We start from the raw sequence: 17,468 nt of genomic DNA on the forward strand, positions 1-17,468 counted from the left end.
CGACGAACCGAACATGACTTTACGCAAAAGGAGCCCCTGATTGTTCCGAGCCCATAACTCGTCAAAACTCCCGAACTCAGGAGATGTCGCTCGCCGCAGACCCTCATTGTTTCCTACTGAGTTCTTGCTGATAAGAGCTTACTTCGGTCACTCAGAAGCACTATTGCAAGCCTCAGCACCGATACCATTTTCTCACGAAAATCATCTGGATCTTCATAGTCAATTCTAAAAAGGGCTCGATTTTGTGGATTGGTATTAATTCCATTGGGATTTTCAGCATCAAAGAGGCTTAGGAAATAACTCGCTTGGGCATTTAACGTTTCTTGATGCTGAATAAAGATAAGAAAGACAAAGGTATTTCCATCCGCCTCAAATCTCAACAGTTCATTATTGACTTGATGCATAAGGGTACCCGGAGCATCAACCGCACCAAAGGATGGCTGCGGTATTGCGGTGAGCTGTGCAAACTCTCCATTTTGAGCGAGTTGATCGAATCCTTGTTGAACACTATGAACTCGTGGCTCCCCATCGGTTATAATCAAAGCAGTACACCGGGCCCGTGAATCATTCATCTCATCTCTATATTCCTGACAATCATCGGCAAACTGAGCAAAAAGTTCATGGGTATTTGTACCACCAAGAGAAGGCGTTAGATAAGCAAATGCTCCAACTGGATTATTGATTGCGGAAGGGATAGACAAGGGAGCGCCAGACTGAAGTCCAGATTGCAGATCCGTATCTTTCAGATTACCAAACGAGTATAGAGGCTTGGATGTTTTCCCCAGCTTACTCCATGAGGGATGGATTTGATAACTATTATCACTCCAGACTGGATTGAGTTTTGCTCTTGGAAAATAGGGGTAGATACCTGGCGGATTCCGTAAGTCAATCTGCGTCATACCTCCTACTGGGAAGTGATAATACGAAGCGGGATGATTTCCTGGATATCCACCCTCCTCAAGCTGCCAAGATAACGCCCCATGAGAAGATGGGAACGGATGCAATGGATTATCAATGACATTCAAATATTCTCGAGCTTTCAAAGAATGGCCCACCGAGTATTTATATGCTGGCTCAAGCTGAGGCTTTGTTCCTGGCTTTGGATTTAAGTTTGGAAATTCTTCATGATCCCAATAGACAAGGCTCTCATTCAAGCGAATCTGCGGAAACACCGTCGACATATTCTTGAGACCCGTCTTTACCTGACCGGTAGCGTCCAATATCTCTAATGACAAGAGATCCTCTTGCAGGTGTATCTGTTCCTCATAAATATTTCCCGATCTCCAATTATGAAACTCAAAAACGCCCCTTATTGGCTTTCCATCAGGAGTTGTTTCTTGAAAACTTCCATACGGGTGAGGTGCGGAAAATACGTAAAAACCAAGATGTGGAAACCTCTCGGAAAGTCCAATCAAAGCACTCTGGGTTAGCTGTTTCGCTGTCATCCAAAAATCGGAGAGATTCGCTACCAAAGAGACATACTGCGATGGTGGTGAGCCACGGAGCAGTATCTCACCCTGACTAATCCCGCCCACATTGGTTGTCATACGTTCAAGATCTTCAACTTCAGGTCTCGTTAAGAAGACACTATTATACTGAAACGGCGCCCGACAGATATCTCCATCAGATATCTCGATGATTTCATTTGTCACCGGGTTTTTCATGGGCTGACATAGCAACGCAGAGAGGTTCCCGTTTGCTACGTCCTTACTTAAGTACCGATTTTGGGGACATGTAGTATGATCAAAGACTGTCGTACGCCATCCCGGCATATTAAGCTCCTCTGGAAAGGGCGCACCGACCGCGACTGTTTCATGACTCAGGCCACAGACACGAGTAATCATATTCGATGAAAGGAGTTCACAATAAGGAACAGCAAGAGAAACTCCTGGATTGTAGCCCCAGATTTGCAATTTTTCAGAAGATGGGCACGTTCCACTCCCCTGCGTACAACCGCAGTCCATTGAAGGATAAGCAGGAATTATCGATCCCCTGTGATCTGCATAAGTAACGGAATCACTCCGATTCGAATTCCAATGGGCAAACCCTATCGGAAGTTCCCGGTAAGTAGTCGCATATGGCAGCTGCCCAGCAAGGAAGTAACACATCTCTACTTCTTCTTGAAACGAGAGATCACGTCCAAGCTGCATCTCGATTTTTTGCATACTGATCGGATAACAAAAATGATTTGCCTCTCCTCGCGTAGCGACTGGAATATTGGCTGCTTCTAATAACCGTTGAATGGGAGTTCCTATTTGATCAGGTGGTAAATCGACATTTTCAGGAGCACCCCGCATCGAGAACGAGTTATCGAATCCGAAAAAGAGTGCACCACTACTCGGCTTACCACCGAACTCAGCTGAGGTTTGGAAAATATTCAAAAAACCGAGAAATGCGTCTGTCAAAAAAGTTGTACTTTCCGACGAGCGTGCAGTAACCCTGGCAGTTTCTCCCTGTGGATAACTATACGAGAGCTGCACATTGGGACTGCCATCAACCTCTACCTGAACTTTACTGGCTCCAGCGTATCGATCACGAGGTGGAAACTGTGCATCAAGATCTTGATTGAGAATAACGGCCCAGATACCCGCATCATATGCTGCTCTCCTATTTGGCAGATTTCTTGTCATCTGAATTATGGTCTGGGTTACATTACTCACATTTTTTACGGAATCTTCTACCGCTACGAGGAATTGTGTCATCACCAAAGTGATGAGTAGGAGTAACACAATGGAGATCGCTGCAAGCGGAAGGACAGCTCCACTATCCTTTCCCATACTCGTTTTGACGCACCGATACTTCACTGCAACTGTACCTCCTGATCAAAAAAGACAGTATGAAGAGTGGTGATCGGTGTTGAAGAGAAGAACCGAAAAGGATTCGAGCAAAGCAGTACAAATAAGAGGGGTTTCATCTCTAGATAGGAATCAATGTACTCCATCTTGCGTAAGACGGGATTATAGATTGGCACCTCAAAAAGATTAGTGCCAAACGGAGGAAGATTTTTATTCTTTGATTCAAGGATACGCTGAATCCTCGACATCGAATAGCTGTTAAGAGCCGTCTCTAAGACATCTCGACTATCTCCAAAACATCCTTGTGATGAGGGAGTTGTCACGAATGCATCGTTCATTGCCAGTTGAGCACCCGTAGGATATCCCGCTGATTCAGCATTCATTTCGCCAGTATCAATGTCTATAAAATAGAGTTGCGCGGCTGCCCCATGAGTGATGCGGGATGCACCGCTTCCGATGTTTGACATGTAAAACTCGAGTTGCTCGATGAGACGGGGAAAGTAACTTGTTGAAAGTTCATCATCAGATAAAGGTGCTATCAACAGCTCTTGTTGTGATTGAACACTAAACATCTTGGCTCTAATAGGAGGTTGTTCAATAGAGCGAACAAATTGTCCAATAGTTGACTGCTGCCATATTCGCGACAGTGACGTCACGGAGAGATCATAAAAGTAGAAACCTATGAAAAGAAGCAGTGGCAAAGCGATGACAAGCTCAACAAACGCAGCGCCTCTCTCTTGTATAAAGGTGCCCTTCGTCTTTACGAAACGACCTTGACTCCTTCTGGCTAACGATCTCTTTTTTGTCTCGCGATTCAAACCCACCTCTTATCCAGACCTCCGCCTGTATGCCTGTTTCATCTTATCACAACAATCCGAAGTGCGCGCCTTCCAGAGTGAAGTTGGTGCCAAATAAATGAATCCTTCGCTGTACTGTTTTTTTCTCAAGTGGCATGTTGGCATTGACTGGAGAGTCGATCAAAACACGGGTTGCGGTATAAGTGGTAGCGTTCGTAAATCCAACGGCATCATTTCTTCTCGATGCTTCTCCGGCGATATAATTGAAAAAATTCATATGCTCATCACTACCGAAATTGAATGGGGGAGTGCTTCTCATTGCATTCAAAACATCACTCTGTTGTTGTTGACTTGGATGTCCGACCAGAAACTGATGCAACGGAATGGTGGTAGACGTAAACTCTTTCTCATCAGCTGCCTCGCTCAGAAGCGAAAATACATAAGCATCTCTCGTTACCATTCCGAGCGAAGACACACCAATTCCAAAGGTAATAAAGCCAGAAAGAATGGCTAAAAATATTGGGAAGACAAGGGCAAGTTCTACAAGGACAGAGCCACTTTCATTCCTGCTGCCTGATGTATACCGGGTGAGGAAACAAGGCTTTTGGGGACAACTGCGAGCGTCTTTCATCTTCTCTCAATCCCTGACTCAATAATCACTTTAACAATAGTCCGTTTACGACTGAGGAAGATTCTCTCTCAGGCATGACACCACGCTCTAATTGAACAACACCTGGTACCCGAACTGACACGGACACCGAGTGCTGAACTGAGCCTGTGATTGCGGTCGGAATAGATTGAACCGATCCTATGCTGCCGCTACTCGTCTCGGACGCCGCACTGACACCACCCACCAAGAGAGGGTTGTCGGGCATTCGAGCGCTCGGGGAGTGAGTACCCGCGTCAAACATGTCCTGGAACTCTTGAACAGAGTGAGACTGAGCAAATAAGGAATGTGAGGGAACGAGTAAGAGGCAAAACACTACACCGAGCAGACTTTGGCAGGGGACCCTCCACCTATTCAGGTTCGCGCTCTTGTGTTTTGGACGTTTCGCAGGAAAATTGAATGATATCAACATAATCCACCTTAAAAAACCTTACTTCTTACACCTATCAGTTTGCCCAACTGCAGCCAGCGTGTTCCACCAGCCACCTTTTCAAAACCATTATATGCTAATATTATGCATTTTTATTCGATAAGGTGATATCTGGAAGAATACGGGCTACATGACATTTAATTTAATTGTTTATTTTCAGTTAGATAGCAGGGTTTTGCTTCTTTACGAAAAATTATCTTAGTAGCCGGGAGGTGTTAAACTTTAACCAAAATGTATTGCGTATTCGGGAGCGCTTAAAAGATGACACAGGAACACGGTTGTAGCTCAGACTTTATCAAAGACCATGCGACAAGACTGCTACTCAACGAAGGACGATTACCCGCCTTACCAGGGAGCAGCGCCCCACGACAAGAGGACCAGAACCACCTTCTGATGGGGACGTATGTAGTCAAGAGCGACGAAAAAGGACGAATAACCATCCCATCTAAACACCTCCAAAGCATCGGTGAACAATGTGAGTTTATCGGAGTTCGTAGCAGTAATTCGGCAAGCATCTACGTCTTCTCCAAACCTCTCTTCTTGGAGCTTATTCGGTTATCCGTAGAAAGCGAAACCTCCGTGGTGCCTGCTCAACTAGAACAAGTACGCTTCTCTCTTCAAAATGCTGGAGAACTAAAACGAGATAAACTCAATCGGATAAATATAAACTCTCTCATGCAATCTGATACAACTAAGCTCTTAGAGGTCAAGGGCTCTGGAAACTTCCTAGAGATCACTCCCCACCAGCCTTGATCCGCTTTTTACTATCCAAACCATGATCTTTTGGGGTACAAGAGATGTTATGGGAAAACTCATTATCCCCTCCTATCAATGGGAACCGCCGCTTATTTCTCTAAGCTTCATTCTTGAAAATGATTTGTGGAGAAACATTTAGATGTCAGGGCTTTTCCATTCACCAGATGAGAGCTCACCAGATGAAGAGCACGGAGACTTTTCCAGCCATGGAAATAGTAGCGAAAATCATCCTGATAATGAGAAACAATTAAACCGCCCCAAAAAGCTTCCACTCTCACCGTCAGATACCTACTTCACCCACTTTCTTTCACAGTTTATCGTTCCCTATGATGATACTCTTACGAATACATCAGACTACCGTGCAGCGATGCAAAATCCGATAGATGCATTTCAATCAATTCACAGAAATAGTCCCGCGGTAGAGAGAGAAACCTTACAGGAGTTAAACACCACTCTAAAAGACAAGCTGACACCGATTGTGGGCGAAAAAATGCAGCAGCGATTCTTACATCCGTTAGTTCGGAAACAGACCATATCTGCGATTGAGAACTCCGATCTTGATATGGAATACACGATCTACACCTGCATGTTAGAGCTACGGCAACCAGAGGCTCAAAAAAGTTATGCTCTCCTATCTCCTAATAAAAATCTCGAGTTCTTTTCTCATCCCGTGGCGCACCTCTTGGCGCACTTCGAAAGCGATAATCCACTGTCGCCGTTCTTTCACGAATCAAGAGAGTGGAAGGATCAAAAAGCGTTTTCACATGGCGCCTTCAGAGAGAGTCTTACACGGTTTACTTCACTCTTTTCTCAAGAGCCATGTGCCGTTCGTGAACAAGTTCAAAAAGATCTGGAAAGCTTTATTACCCCAAGAAGTCTTAACGAAGCCCAGGTGCAACAGAAACTGCGACTGACCCAAGGGAAAAACCACTCTCTCTTATTAAGCTTCGACGGTGAGCACCTTCCGAACTTTGATGTTCACCTGCATCCGCTTCACCTAACAATTCAGACTGACATTCCTTCCTCACTGATCATCCGCCTAAAACGGGGCAACTCCTAGACAGTCTCTTTGACGGAAGAAACAATCTCTTTGACGAGAGAACCTGTTACGAGAAGACGCTGTTATTCGGCATAAGGCGCTGTTGGCTTGCTTTGGAACCTAGACCCTAAATACTGTTTTTCTGGGCACTTGAGAAATTATGCCACCGGCATTCGAATTCATTCAGCTACCAGTGATCAAAAATGAAATAAACGGTTTTCATTTTGGGAGCTTCATTATTATAGTCTTTCCAATATTTGCTTGCTGGATTACTAAACCTTTTACGGCGGTGTATGCGAGTTGAAAAGATAAACGTTAATACCGCATCGCCCCATGTACCCTGCTTGTCTTACGTGGCATCAACTACGTGGATGAAACAAGCGCATCTTAGAAGATTTTTTATGCAGAAAATGAGCGGCACAATCCTGACATCGCCACATTCGAAGAGACCATCTTGCTTTTCTTGGCTTCTTTGCCTTGCTCTCTCCGTGCTTGTTGAATTGCAGTTTGCATCCCTCCTTTTGGTCTTCACGCCATCAGCGTGCCTTGCTTCCCCATATCCAGAAGCCACTCAAGTCTATCGGGGGTACCGAGATAAAACCTTCGCAAAACCAGGAAAGTCGAACTCGCAGGTCCTACAAATGAAATCCCCTGAAGAAGACAATCCCGCAACTCACGGAGAGGAAGCGGTCTTGGTTAAACGTTTCATTGTCAGTGGCAACTCAACACTTCCAGAAGAAGTTATAGGAAATATATTAGAGCCTTTCGTCAACAAGACTTTAACCATTGGTCAAATTAAGCAATCAGCAGCAGCGCTTTTGAAGACCTATCGCTCCCGCGGTTTATTTGCTGCCCGCGTGTATGCACCATCGCAAGAGATTCACGATGGCGTTGTGTCTCTGCATGTCTATGAAGGCTCCTTAGAGGAAAATGGCATTATTATCCGAAATTCCGAGAATGCGGTTAAGACCTCCGTTGTTGAGGGAATACTTAAAAATTCACTACATGAAGGCGAGTTAATCGAGAAGGCGCATTTTGAAAGAGGCATGTTACTCGTAAACGATCTTCCGGGAATCTCTTCCTATGCGGCTCTTTACCCTGGAACTGAAGTTGGGCAAGCCCGTTTCCAACTCAGTGTTATCGATGAGCCGACTGTTACTGGAAATATCGACTTTGACAATTTTGGTGGATGGTATACTGGCGAAGAGCGAATTGGAACAACTCTATACATCAACAGTCCTACGGGTGCAGGCGACCAAATAACTTTCCGTTATGTGACCTCTGGCGAAGACTCGAACTATGGTTATATTCAATATAGCCATCCTCTCGCAGATAATGGGCTGAGAGGAGGAGTCAGTTACGATTATCTCGATTACCAACTCGGTAAGCAGTTTCGTCAGTTTGACAGCGCAGGAGATGCCTCGGAGCTGAGGGGATTCATAACCTATCCCTTTCTAAGAGGGAGACATACAAACGTAATTGGAACTATGTCTCTATCTCATATGACCTTGGATGATCACGACAATATTGGGCTCTTAGCAAAGCGAGAGATCAACAGTCTTATCCTCAGCATTGCTGGAGACCACGATGATGATTTCTTGGTAAATGGAAACTGGAACTTCGGAATCGATGTTACTGTAGGTTCTAATAATATTTTGGCGAATGAAGATTATAAAAACTTTGATCGTCTTAACGTAGGAAGTGAGGGAAGCTTCTTCAAGATTAACTATGAAATCTCTCGCCTTCAGCACCTGTTTGCAAATCTTGGCACCCTCATAGGTGTTACTGGACAATGGACTACTGACAACCTTGACACCTCTCAGAAGTTCTTCGTTGGTGGGCCCTTTAATGTTGCGGGGTATCCTTCGGGAGAAACGAGTGGAGATAATGGCGCAGCTCTTCACGCGGATCTGAGGTATGATTTTTATGACATGCCATGGGGAGGAGATTTTCAGGTTTCTGTATTCTACTCTGTAGCGTGGACTGAGCTACATGACGACACTTGGCCAGGATGGGAGGCTGGAAACCCGATTATAGAGAACAACTCTGTCCTCAAATCTACGGGCATTGGCTTGAGTCAAACCTGGGAAGATTCTCTTGTATTACGTGCAATGTGGGGACACCAGATTGGAGAGAATGTTAACCGAAGCCCGATTACTGGGAATGATAGTGATGAATCGAGTAACGACAACCGTTTCTGGATTCAGAGCATTCTCTATTTTTAGGCAGCTTATATTCTCATGGGCTAATTTTACTACTTCTAAAGGATACACTCTGTCATGAGTAGAAATAGAAAAGGACTGATTACTCTCTCCGCGCTCTCTCTTTCGTGTCTTCTCGGAAGCTCGACTGCATTTGGGGCGGCTAACTGTAAGCACTCTTCATCTTGGCAATGTCAGAATCAAAGTGGGACTACCTCTCAACAGAGTCAGAGCACTTCAAGTGGTGTTAGCTCGCTTGGAACGACACCTGATAACTCAGGTTCTCAACATCCTTTGGGAGGAACTACGCCAGATCATCCGGATGCAGTCCTAACCAGTAAGGGTGGTGGCAGTAGTAGTTCTGGCAGTGGCGGTTCTGGTAGTGGTCACTCTGGTGGCTCATCAAGTCATAGCGGTAGCTCTAGTTTAGGTAGCAGCAGTGGCAGCTCATCGAGTCATAGTGCTAGCTCTGGAAGTGGGAGCTCTAGCAGCGGTAGCACCGGTATGACTGGTGGAAGTTCGGGCACTGGAGGAACTGGTGGCACACTGAGCTTTAGCACTGGTGGCTCTGGTACTGGCGGCTCTGGTACTGGTGGCTCTGGTACTGGCGGAGGGTCAAAAATCCCATCAAATCCAATGATAGCATCTAACACAAATTTACCCTCAAAGCAGAAGGAACATCATCCGAATAAGAGACCAGTACATGGACAGGGACACCATCCAAAACATCAAGGACACAAGTACAATCCAACAACCCATCAACCAATACATGTGACAAAACATCCCGTAAAAGGGACAACGACAAGCATGCCAGGTCATGAAGCTCAATCAGGTCAAAACAGTGGAAAGAGTCCATCTCATACTATATCCACAACTCATAAACCCATTGACTTCTCAGCTTTGCATCAAGGAAGTCGGGTCTATATTGAAGAGGTGGTTGAGCCAGGTATCATGAATAAAGACGTCGAAATATATCGAAGTAATGACTCAGAAGAAGCGAAGTTCAAGGATGCTATCCCAATGGATAGTACAGGATTTCACCTCATTATCTTGGGTACGAAGGAGCCTACTTTCGAGTAAGAAAAAAAACGCTCTCGCCTTTAGCGCTTGCTTTATCCTGGAATGATAGGACAGGAGTAGTAGGGCACTTGCCCAGAAGTTTCAACTCGAAAGCTCTATTACAACGAGACTTATGCACTCGCTGTTACGGGACCGCCCAGACTGACCACCCCAGCTAATCCAAGCTCCTCAGCTGCTCCGCGGAGTGCTTCAATCATATTCTCAATGTGCGCATCAAGCTCAATTCCAAGCTCTTCTGCCGCTAAACGCATCTCATCTCGGTTGCATCCTCTAGCAAACGCCTTGTCTTTAAACTTTTTCTTTACTGATTTTACTCCCAACTCATAGATAGATTTATCTGGTCTCACAAGCACTGCAGCCGTAATCAACCCACTCATCTCATCTACGGCAAAGAGTGTCTTTGCCATCAAAGTATCGCGAGGAGTGTCGGTGTATAGCGCATGTCCCATTATCGCAATACGAATTTCTTCTGCGTATCCCAGCTCTTCAAGAATCATATTCCCCTTGTAGGGATGACCATCAGGTGCCGTAGGATTGGGAAACTGCTCATAATCAAAGTCATGCAAGAGTCCGGTAATTCCCCACATTTCGACATCTTCCGCAGGCAGTGCATTTTTTTCTGCATGCCAACGCATCGCCGCTTCAACACCAAGTGCATGCTTTATAAGGCTCTCTGACTGAGTATACTCACGCAAAAGCGCCATCGCTTCATCCCTCGTTTTCATGACTTCCTCTTTCCTCTCTTCTTTTTACGTATGCGCTCCCTTCAACCGGAATGGCACCCGTTTCTAATAAAAGAATCAAATTCTGCGCCGGCCAATTATTCCGTAAGTTACGCCACTCTGTCCTACCACTCACTATGAGGCTGGGGATTACTTGAGATTCATCCTCAATAAATACCTCTACTTCAAGAGCATCTGTCCCAACGTCATTTCTCTCGACCAGTTCCCCCTCACGAATCAGCTGCAGAAACTTCAAGACCTGTGCATTGTGAGGAGAGTATTGATAAATATCTCCTACAATACTCCATTTCTGAATCTGATCCTTCTCTTGAAGTCGTACAATGATAGATATGCGACTCTCTCCCTCTTGCTCGCTCCAGGCCGACTCTTCTACAGACGAAAGCCATTGTTCATATGGGGTTTTGACCCTCGAAAGCCGCTCATGGAATAACGCATGTCCAAGCAGTAATGATATGCTCGCAACAGTGAAAATAATAAATTTTTCCCGTCCTCTCTTAAACATACACTAGTTACTCTCGTTATTCTTCTGTTGCCGCAGGAAGGATTGAGCCACCTCCATAAGAGTATCACGAGAGTTCTGCTCAGGGCACTCGATAACTAATTCTTCACAGTGCGATAATACGAATCCAATATCAGGTCCTTCACTAAAACCCGCTGCCAATAAATCATCACCGTTAATTGCAAGTTTGCCGTAAACTGGCCCCTCTCTCCGCTGATGTTCAACTTCAACCATCTGTAAAAACCGCTCATACATCACTCGAAAGTCAGTCTCCGGCATTACTGGGGGTGCATCAGCTTGCTTCAATAATAACCATTCTTGGAACTGTTCTCCCAGGTCACGCATAATCCTCCGCACCCCACTTTCCCCACAGTCTAATGGTCGCATATGCTCTCGAACAAGCTTTGTTACAGCTCGTGTATCGGCCTTGGAAAACCTGAGTCGGGTCATAATTTGCTCGGCAATTTCTGCTCCAATCAGTTCATGCTTATAAAAATGTCTTCGGCCTTCCTCATCAATGGAGAGAGATGCTGGCTTGCCAATATCATGAAAAAGTGAGGCGAGCCGAACCAGTGGCCTATCACAGCTTCGCTCAAGTACCCACAACGTGTGCTCAAAGACATCATGAATGTGCCACTCGTTCTGTTGACATCCCACGGCTGGCATAAGCTCCGGAATTAATATCTGTAATAAACCAACCTCATACAAGTGTTGCACCGCGACATGAGGCAGAGGTGCCATCAAAATATGCACTAACTCCTCGCGAACTCGCTCGGGTGCGACAACAGAGATCTGGGGAGCGAGTTCTTGAGCAGCTTGTAGAGTATCTGTGTCAATCACACGTCCTTCAGCTGATCCAAACCGTATCATTCTGAGTAGTCGATGCGGATCTTCCTGAAAGCGAGAATAGGCATCATTTACGGCACGACAGATCCCCTCTTGAAGATCATGAAATCCTGCGAAAGGGTCAATAAAACACTCAGTCCGCAGATCAAAGGCCATTGCATTAATTGTAAAATCTCGACCTGATAAGTCTTCCTCGATTGAAGCTCCAAATTGTGTTGCTGTTCTCTTCGATGGCGACCGAAAAGTAGTTACCTCTACAGACTGCTCACCCGCCAAAACAGTAATAGTCCCGTGCTCTAGGCCCGTTTCGATCACTTTAAAATTCAAGGAAGTAAGAATCTCTTCCAACCGGACTGGTAAAAGAGATGTTGCGATATCAATGTCTTTAATAGTTTTTCCGATTAGAGCATCACGTACGATACCCCCAACGAAATAAGCCTCTCCATGCGATAGAAGAGCATCGATAAGAGGATTGAGGGCAGCAGTCTCTGCAACACCTTTTAAGGTGTCTTTCATTTCCTCAACGGTGCGAAGCGTAACGGAGGAACATATGCCAAGATGGGTGGTCTTTTCCATTTAATCGTAACTGTAACACAGGGAGCCACCCTGGTCTGAACGGATCCTGATGTAATTTCATCCTTGCCTGCTCGGGAGTACGTGATCCCTTTTTTATATTACAGGCACGACAACAACAAACTACGTTTTCCCAACAAGTTTTTCCACCGTGGCTCCGAGGCAACACGTGGTCTAGTGTTGCTTGCTTTGCTGTTAAATTACTACCACAGTACTGACACTGAAAATTATCGCGAGCAAAAATGTTAAAGCGAGAAAAAGGTGGGACTCGCTTTCTGGGCTTTACATAATTCAATAATCGAACAACGGCAGGTGCCTTGATAGCGATAGAAACTGAGCGAATCTCATGGTCATACTCCTCAAGTACCTCAATTTTCTCAAGAAAGAAGAGATTGACCGCTCGCCGCCAAGAGATAACCCTCAGGGGTTCGAAGCTCGCATTAAGTAGAAGAACTGCCTCCATTAGTATCCTTTAAGCCAACTAATACAGTGCTATCGGCATTTTAAGCCCATTACAAAAGGTCTCTGAGCACCTTCCCACAAAAAGTGAAGATATAACTTTCTGAAAATTCTCAGTAACTTGACAGAGAACGCTCACTCTGTTTACCATCTCCCACCTGGTCATTCGCCTCTTTTCTTACCCTCAAGATGGTAACTCTACAGAGAGTTGACATTAGTGAGCAGGGAGGATAGAGACTCGTGACAATTAAGCGATATGAGATCGTAAAGTATTTGGGGCTGTAGCTCAGCTGGGAGAGCGCCTGCTTTGCACGCAGGAGGTCAGCGGTTCGATCCCGCTCAGCTCCACTCTTTTATTTGCTCATATCTCGCTTTATTGAGCCTTTTTGGGGCCAGTAGCTCAGCTGGTTAGAGTGCACGCCTGATAAGCGTGAGGTCGGAAGTTCAAGTCTTCCCTGGCCCACCATCATCGCATCTTGAAAAATCAAGCTATTATAGCAGGTTAGAGCCATTCAGCGGACTTTACCTACTATTTAACACGCCCACCCTATTTAACACGCCCACCAACCGCACATATTGGAACTCATTGACCATAACAATGTGAGTTTTATTGCGAGTTTTTTGGGTGTTTTATGGTGCCGATACAGATTCCAAATCAAGTGCTACCACTGTTTGCGTTCGAGTTTTCACTCCTAACGCTCACTATTACCCTTACCTTGCCATTCCTCTATTACACATATCAGACGAAACTATGGTCAACACCGAAATTCTGGAAGAGAGGAGATTTCACTTTACGAATACTTACCTTTTTACTGATGGCATTGCTTCTCGTAAAAACAGCCTCGCTTGATATTCCCGACCTAAAAACTGCTCACCTTCCCCTGCTGCACTTTGTTGGCCCGCTCCTTACCCTCCTCGCGATTCGAAAAACGAGGTTCGACAGATGGCTGAATCAGCGGTTTCAAGGTGTGCCTACTCGCATACCGACTCAAGAAACCCAATCAACGCAGCAAGAGGAGGAAAACAGCTTCACCCCCCTCTTTCTGTCTCACAAGTCTCAAAAAGTTCATTGGGATGATATCATCATCAACGACTCGCTTAAAAAGCAGCTTCTTAGTATCGTTGAACTTCTCCGGTCTCCCGAAAAAGCTAAAAAGTATGGAATTGAGACACCAAAAGGAATCATTTTTCACGGGCCCCCTGGAACTGGGAAAACCACGATAGCAAGAGCATTCGCGAGCACTGCGGGATTAAATTTTTTCTCTGTTGCAGCAGATGACATTATCTCAAAGTTTGTTGGAGAATCTGAAAAAAATCTCTCAAGACTATTCCATGCAGCTGAACAACACCGCCCGGCTGTTGTTTTTATAGATGAGATTGACTCCATTGGAAGGGCAAGAGGGGGAAAGAGTCAGGCATGGGCAGAAAATCTATTGAACCATTTCTTACAGATTATTGATGGAATCAAAAATATCGAGGGGGTCTATATTATTGGCGCAACCAATAGAGTTGATCTCGTAGATGACGCTCTTAAGAGAGCTGGGCGTCTCAGCAAAAGTATTGAAATTTCACCTCCTGATCATAAAGCAAGAACAGAGCTTTTCTCTATCTTCCTGAGAAATATTACGATGGATAAAGAAATTGATATCTCATACCTTGCAGAGATTACCGAAGGCTGTACTGGTGCAGATATCAAAGAAATTTGTAATCAAGCGGGACTAAACGCTTTCAATCGAGAGTCCCAAAAAGGCAATCATCGACATTACCGTGTTTCAGAACACGACCTGTTTCATGCAATTGAGCAATATCTGCAACCAGCTGATAACACTCAATATTGTTAAGTGGGTCGATTATTTTTTTCTCTATGCCTCCTCAATACGCAATTTTGCCATAACACCCGTAGAGTAGGCTTCTCTCAAGAACGCCACTGATGGTTAGAAAACTTTTTACGCGGTTTTATGTTTCAACAACAGAACACTACCCCACTCGCAGCTCCAGAAGAGCTCGATAAGTCTACTTCCCCCTCGTCTGACTTAAATACAACTCTGCAAAAGGAAGAGGTAGTAGATCTCAAGCAATATATCGACCTTGAAGCCAATAATGCCGCTGAAGCGAGACTTTCTGATCTGATGAAAGCCCTCGATACAAACGGCGATGGACACGTCTCAGTCAGTGAATTTAAAGAAAAAGCGACGGAAGAGCATCTCAACAAACTTCAGACCGAGGGAGTGATTACGGGCGAAGAACGAATAAAGATTTCCCAAGACCATCGTCACCACCGAGTTATCAACTCAATGAGTGACTCCCAGTCTGATATGCGAACAGACACCCTGGAAGAACAGGACCTAAATAATGCAAATGATCCTGCTCTTCACCAGCCAGCCTCAATAAACGATATACTTGCGGCAATGCGTACTACAGAAGTCAAGGAAGAGATGATTGCATCAACACTCGAAACAGAACGTGTTGAAGATACCTTGCGTGAGCAGGAAAAGTCCTTAAACCAAGAGCCTCTTGAACACAGCAAGGCAGTAGAGGTATCTCCTGAAGTTGATCGAGAACAATCCGAACACCTAGAAATTGAAACAGTAATACCTGCGGTGATTGAACATCAGCACACTGAAACACTCATTCCTGAAGTAACAAAAGAAAAAGAGATACAAAATACCGCATCACTCAATGAAACACTCGAACGCCTGGAAAAACTCTCAAACGAAATGAACAGTGACCTCTTGAATGCTCAACCATTACCAACAGAGTCATTCGCTACACTGGAAGGAACAATTGTAACGACGGGAATAGCTGAAAAAGAGGTAAAAGAAAGAGTGGTGGAGCCCACTGAAGCAACAGACCGAGAATCCAATGATGCAACAGTCGATGAGATCGCTGTAGCTGCTGAATCAGTGATAGAAGAACCTCTCGATACGGAAGAGATTATTAGGCGTACACTTGACCAAAATAATGTTCTGAGCGAAGAGCCATCATCTCCTCATTCAATACCGGCTCAACGAATTGATCATGAAACAGCTTCAACACAAGAGAACCGGCAATTCAAGGGGCGTAGAGGAGACCTCGTCTTTAGTATCTCGTAAAAGATTAGCTCGCTTTTTTGAAAAGCACTCGTATATCTTCAATCGCAAGATAGAAAGCTGGCACAATGGCGAGAATAATAATTGTCGCAAATAAAATTCCAAAACCTATAGAAATTGCCATTGGAATAAGAAAGCGCGCCTGCATAGACGTCTCAAATATCATCGGTGCCAGTCCAAGAAATGTTGTAAGTGAGGTGAGTAAAATCGGTCTTAGTCGTCTCTTGCCAGCTCGAATAACAGCATCATAAGTCGATAGACCGTTTTCTCGCTCCCTATTCGCTGTCACAACTAAGACCAGCGAATCATTCACGACTACCCCTGAGAGTGCTATGAGTCCGAAGAGACTTATAATGCTCAGGCCATATCCTAAAAGAAAGTGCCCCGCGATAGCTCCGATGAAACCAAAAGGAATACTCAGCATAACAATAATGGGCTGAATATAGCTCTTAAACGGTATCGCTAGGAGAGTAAAGACTACCAACATCGCTACTGCAAATCCCATTCCGAGACTACTCAGCGAATCTTGTTGCGCCTCTTTCTCGCCAGCAAACTTATACGTTAATCCAGGGTACTGACGCTGAAGCGCTGGTATATGCTTTTTTAGCAGCTCGTCAATAATCTTATTTGAATTTGAAACATCTTCGTCTACATCTCCAGAAACTGTTACGACTCGCCGTCCATTTACTCGTTTAATCTCGGTGTATGATAGTCCTTCCTGAACATGTGCAGCATCGAAGAACGCAATCTCTCCCCCTGCTGGAGTTCGAATTACTAGTTCTTCCAGTGTTTTCAGGGTTGAGCGCTCATCCTCTGACAACTTGACTCTAACTTTTATCTCATTTCTTCCACGTTGCTGACGCAAAGCCTCGACCCCAAAGAAGGCACCTCTTACCTGTCGACCAAGCTCGGCTGCAGTAATGCCAAGACTTTCTCCATACGGAGTTACCGTAAAGCTAAATTGTCTCTTACCACTCGGAACACCATCATCAGTGTCAGATACTCCAGCATAGGTCTCTATAATAGCTTTCAGCTCTTTGCCCGCTTCCTCCAAAGTCTCTTTCACGGGATGACTAAGATTAAGCTCTATCGGAAGCCCTTCGCTTGCCCCCGTCTCAGCTTGAAAAATGAGCGTATCGATACCAACGATATGACCAACTTCTTCTCTCCACAGTCTTGAGAACTGCATGCCCGATATCTTTCGCTGATCCGAGGGGACGAGCGCGACTTGAGCCGCGAGAACATGAGCACCACCTGCACCTACAAAAGCAGGACCTGGACCAAAAGAGACAAGCCCTCCTCCTATCTGACTATAGGTGCCTTTTGCAATGTGTGAACCACCCGCCCTTTGTATTGCACGCTCAGCCCCCAAAACCAGAAGCTTCTGGACCCGTCTACTTTCTTCAATAGAGACTCCAAACGGAAGTCGCACTTGAGCTGTTACGACATCGGCATCAATTCTTGGTAAAAAGGTGAACTTAAGATGTTTACCTG

15 protein-coding genes and 2 tRNA genes are annotated in these 17,468 nt (G+C 45.1%); 8 read left to right on the top strand and 9 right to left on the bottom strand.

All coding sequences use genetic code 11. The annotated features are described in order from the left end of the window. Window positions 1–113: 113 nt before the first annotated feature. Genes EBR25_09070 through EBR25_09085 form a run of 4 tightly spaced genes read right to left on the bottom strand, consistent with a single transcriptional unit; the run spans window position 114 to window position 4,575 of the window. Window positions 114–2,804 carry a hypothetical protein gene (locus EBR25_09070; GenBank protein NBW41139.1) on the bottom strand — a complete coding sequence of 897 codons (2,691 nt, stop codon included), beginning with the start codon at window positions 2,802–2,804 and terminating at the stop codon, window positions 114–116. Further along, complete coding sequence (locus EBR25_09075) at window positions 2,801–3,613, bottom strand: hypothetical protein (GenBank protein ID NBW41140.1); 813 nt, start codon at window positions 3,611–3,613, stop codon at window positions 2,801–2,803. Before EBR25_09075 ends, EBR25_09070 begins: the two co-directional genes overlap by 4 nt. A 46-nt stretch (window positions 3,614–3,659) precedes the next feature. Next, window positions 3,660–4,223: a pilus assembly protein gene (locus tag EBR25_09080; GenBank protein NBW41141.1), complete on the bottom strand. Its 564-nt coding sequence runs from the start codon at window positions 4,221–4,223 to the stop codon at window positions 3,660–3,662. A 25-nt stretch (window positions 4,224–4,248) separates the two neighbouring features. Beyond that, window positions 4,249–4,575, bottom strand: coding sequence for a hypothetical protein (locus tag EBR25_09085; GenBank protein NBW41142.1), 327 nt, complete (start codon window positions 4,573–4,575; stop codon window positions 4,249–4,251). 375 nt (window positions 4,576–4,950) lie between these two features. Between EBR25_09085 and EBR25_09090 the strand changes: the two genes are divergently transcribed. The 4 genes from EBR25_09090 (at window position 4,951) to EBR25_09105 (ending at window position 9,765) form a co-directional block, all read left to right on the top strand. Further along, window positions 4,951–5,442: a hypothetical protein gene (locus EBR25_09090; GenBank protein ID NBW41143.1), complete on the top strand. Its 492-nt coding sequence runs from the start codon at window positions 4,951–4,953 to the stop codon at window positions 5,440–5,442. A gap of 142 nt (window positions 5,443–5,584) precedes the next feature. Beyond that, window positions 5,585–6,505 carry a hypothetical protein gene (locus tag EBR25_09095; GenBank protein NBW41144.1) on the top strand — a complete coding sequence of 307 codons (921 nt, stop codon included), beginning with the start codon at window positions 5,585–5,587 and terminating at the stop codon, window positions 6,503–6,505. Between the two features lie 272 nt (window positions 6,506–6,777). Next, window positions 6,778–8,709: a ShlB/FhaC/HecB family hemolysin secretion/activation protein gene (locus tag EBR25_09100; GenBank protein ID NBW41145.1), complete on the top strand. Its 1,932-nt coding sequence runs from the start codon at window positions 6,778–6,780 to the stop codon at window positions 8,707–8,709. Between the two features lie 54 nt (window positions 8,710–8,763). Further along, entirely contained in the window at window positions 8,764–9,765 is a 1,002-nt protein-coding gene (locus EBR25_09105; protein NBW41146.1) for a hypothetical protein, read from the top strand. A 110-nt stretch (window positions 9,766–9,875) separates the two neighbouring features. On the opposite strand, the gene EBR25_09110 is transcribed toward EBR25_09105, so the two are convergent. Genes EBR25_09110 through EBR25_09125 form a run of 4 tightly spaced genes read right to left on the bottom strand, consistent with a single transcriptional unit; the run spans window position 9,876 to window position 12,889 of the window. Next, window positions 9,876–10,490 carry an HAD family hydrolase gene (locus tag EBR25_09110; protein ID NBW41147.1) on the bottom strand — a complete coding sequence of 205 codons (615 nt, stop codon included), beginning with the start codon at window positions 10,488–10,490 and terminating at the stop codon, window positions 9,876–9,878. Beyond that, entirely contained in the window at window positions 10,474–11,010 is a 537-nt protein-coding gene (locus tag EBR25_09115; GenBank protein ID NBW41148.1) for a hypothetical protein, read from the bottom strand. The genes EBR25_09110 and EBR25_09115 overlap by 17 nt, the downstream gene beginning before the upstream one ends. Window positions 11,011–11,013: 3 nt before the next feature. Then, a complete protein-coding gene (locus EBR25_09120; protein NBW41149.1) occupies window positions 11,014–12,429 on the bottom strand; it encodes an HD domain-containing protein in 1,416 nt (471 codons plus the stop codon). Further along, window positions 12,374–12,889, bottom strand: a complete 516-nt coding sequence (locus EBR25_09125) for an HNH endonuclease (GenBank protein NBW41150.1) — start codon at window positions 12,887–12,889, stop codon at window positions 12,374–12,376. Before EBR25_09125 ends, EBR25_09120 begins: the two co-directional genes overlap by 56 nt. A gap of 271 nt (window positions 12,890–13,160) precedes the next feature. On the opposite strand from EBR25_09125, the gene EBR25_09130 reads away from it, so the two are divergent. The 4 genes from EBR25_09130 to EBR25_09145 all read left to right on the top strand — a co-directional run bounded on the left by EBR25_09130 (window position 13,161) and on the right by EBR25_09145 (window position 15,977). After that, window positions 13,161–13,233 (top strand) — tRNA-Ala (locus tag EBR25_09130). Between the two features lie 41 nt (window positions 13,234–13,274). After that, window positions 13,275–13,351, top strand: a tRNA-Ile gene (locus EBR25_09135). A 166-nt stretch (window positions 13,352–13,517) separates the two neighbouring features. Next, window positions 13,518–14,726 carry an ATP-binding protein gene (locus EBR25_09140; protein ID NBW41151.1) on the top strand — a complete coding sequence of 403 codons (1,209 nt, stop codon included), beginning with the start codon at window positions 13,518–13,520 and terminating at the stop codon, window positions 14,724–14,726. A 117-nt stretch (window positions 14,727–14,843) separates the two neighbouring features. Next, window positions 14,844–15,977 (top strand): EF-hand domain-containing protein, encoded by a 1,134-nt coding sequence (locus EBR25_09145; GenBank protein ID NBW41152.1) that lies wholly within the window; start codon window positions 14,844–14,846, stop codon window positions 15,975–15,977. Window positions 15,978–15,981: 4 nt separating this feature from the next. On the opposite strand, the gene EBR25_09150 is transcribed toward EBR25_09145, so the two are convergent. Then, window positions 15,982–17,468 (bottom strand): efflux RND transporter permease subunit (locus EBR25_09150; GenBank protein ID NBW41153.1); only part of this gene is annotated, 1,487 nt, incomplete at its 5' end.

It is taken from the genome of bacterium (assembly GCA_009926305.1).
GTDB lineage: Bacteria > Bdellovibrionota_C > UBA2361 > UBA2361 > RFPC01 > RFPC01.

What these genes read in the sequence shown, in the direction of transcription:
- EBR25_09080 (NBW41141.1), bottom strand. Translation starts at nt 4,223, where the DNA reads ATGAAAGACGCTCGCAGTTGTCCCCAAAAGCCTTGTTTCCTCACCCGG.
- EBR25_09090 (NBW41143.1), top strand. Translation starts at nt 4,951, where the DNA reads ATGACACAGGAACACGGTTGTAGCTCAGACTTTATCAAAGACCATGCG.
- EBR25_09095 (NBW41144.1), top strand. Translation starts at nt 5,585, where the DNA reads ATGTCAGGGCTTTTCCATTCACCAGATGAGAGCTCACCAGATGAAGAG.
- EBR25_09100 (NBW41145.1), top strand. Translation starts at nt 6,778, where the DNA reads ATGCGAGTTGAAAAGATAAACGTTAATACCGCATCGCCCCATGTACCC.
- EBR25_09105 (NBW41146.1), top strand. Translation starts at nt 8,764, where the DNA reads ATGAGTAGAAATAGAAAAGGACTGATTACTCTCTCCGCGCTCTCTCTT.
- EBR25_09110 (NBW41147.1), bottom strand. Translation starts at nt 10,490, where the DNA reads ATGAAAACGAGGGATGAAGCGATGGCGCTTTTGCGTGAGTATACTCAG.
- EBR25_09115 (NBW41148.1), bottom strand. Translation starts at nt 11,010, where the DNA reads ATGTTTAAGAGAGGACGGGAAAAATTTATTATTTTCACTGTTGCGAGC.
- EBR25_09120 (NBW41149.1), bottom strand. Translation starts at nt 12,429, where the DNA reads ATGGAAAAGACCACCCATCTTGGCATATGTTCCTCCGTTACGCTTCGC.
- EBR25_09125 (NBW41150.1), bottom strand. Translation starts at nt 12,889, where the DNA reads ATGGAGGCAGTTCTTCTACTTAATGCGAGCTTCGAACCCCTGAGGGTT.
- EBR25_09140 (NBW41151.1), top strand. Translation starts at nt 13,518, where the DNA reads ATGGTGCCGATACAGATTCCAAATCAAGTGCTACCACTGTTTGCGTTC.
- EBR25_09145 (NBW41152.1), top strand. Translation starts at nt 14,844, where the DNA reads ATGTTTCAACAACAGAACACTACCCCACTCGCAGCTCCAGAAGAGCTC.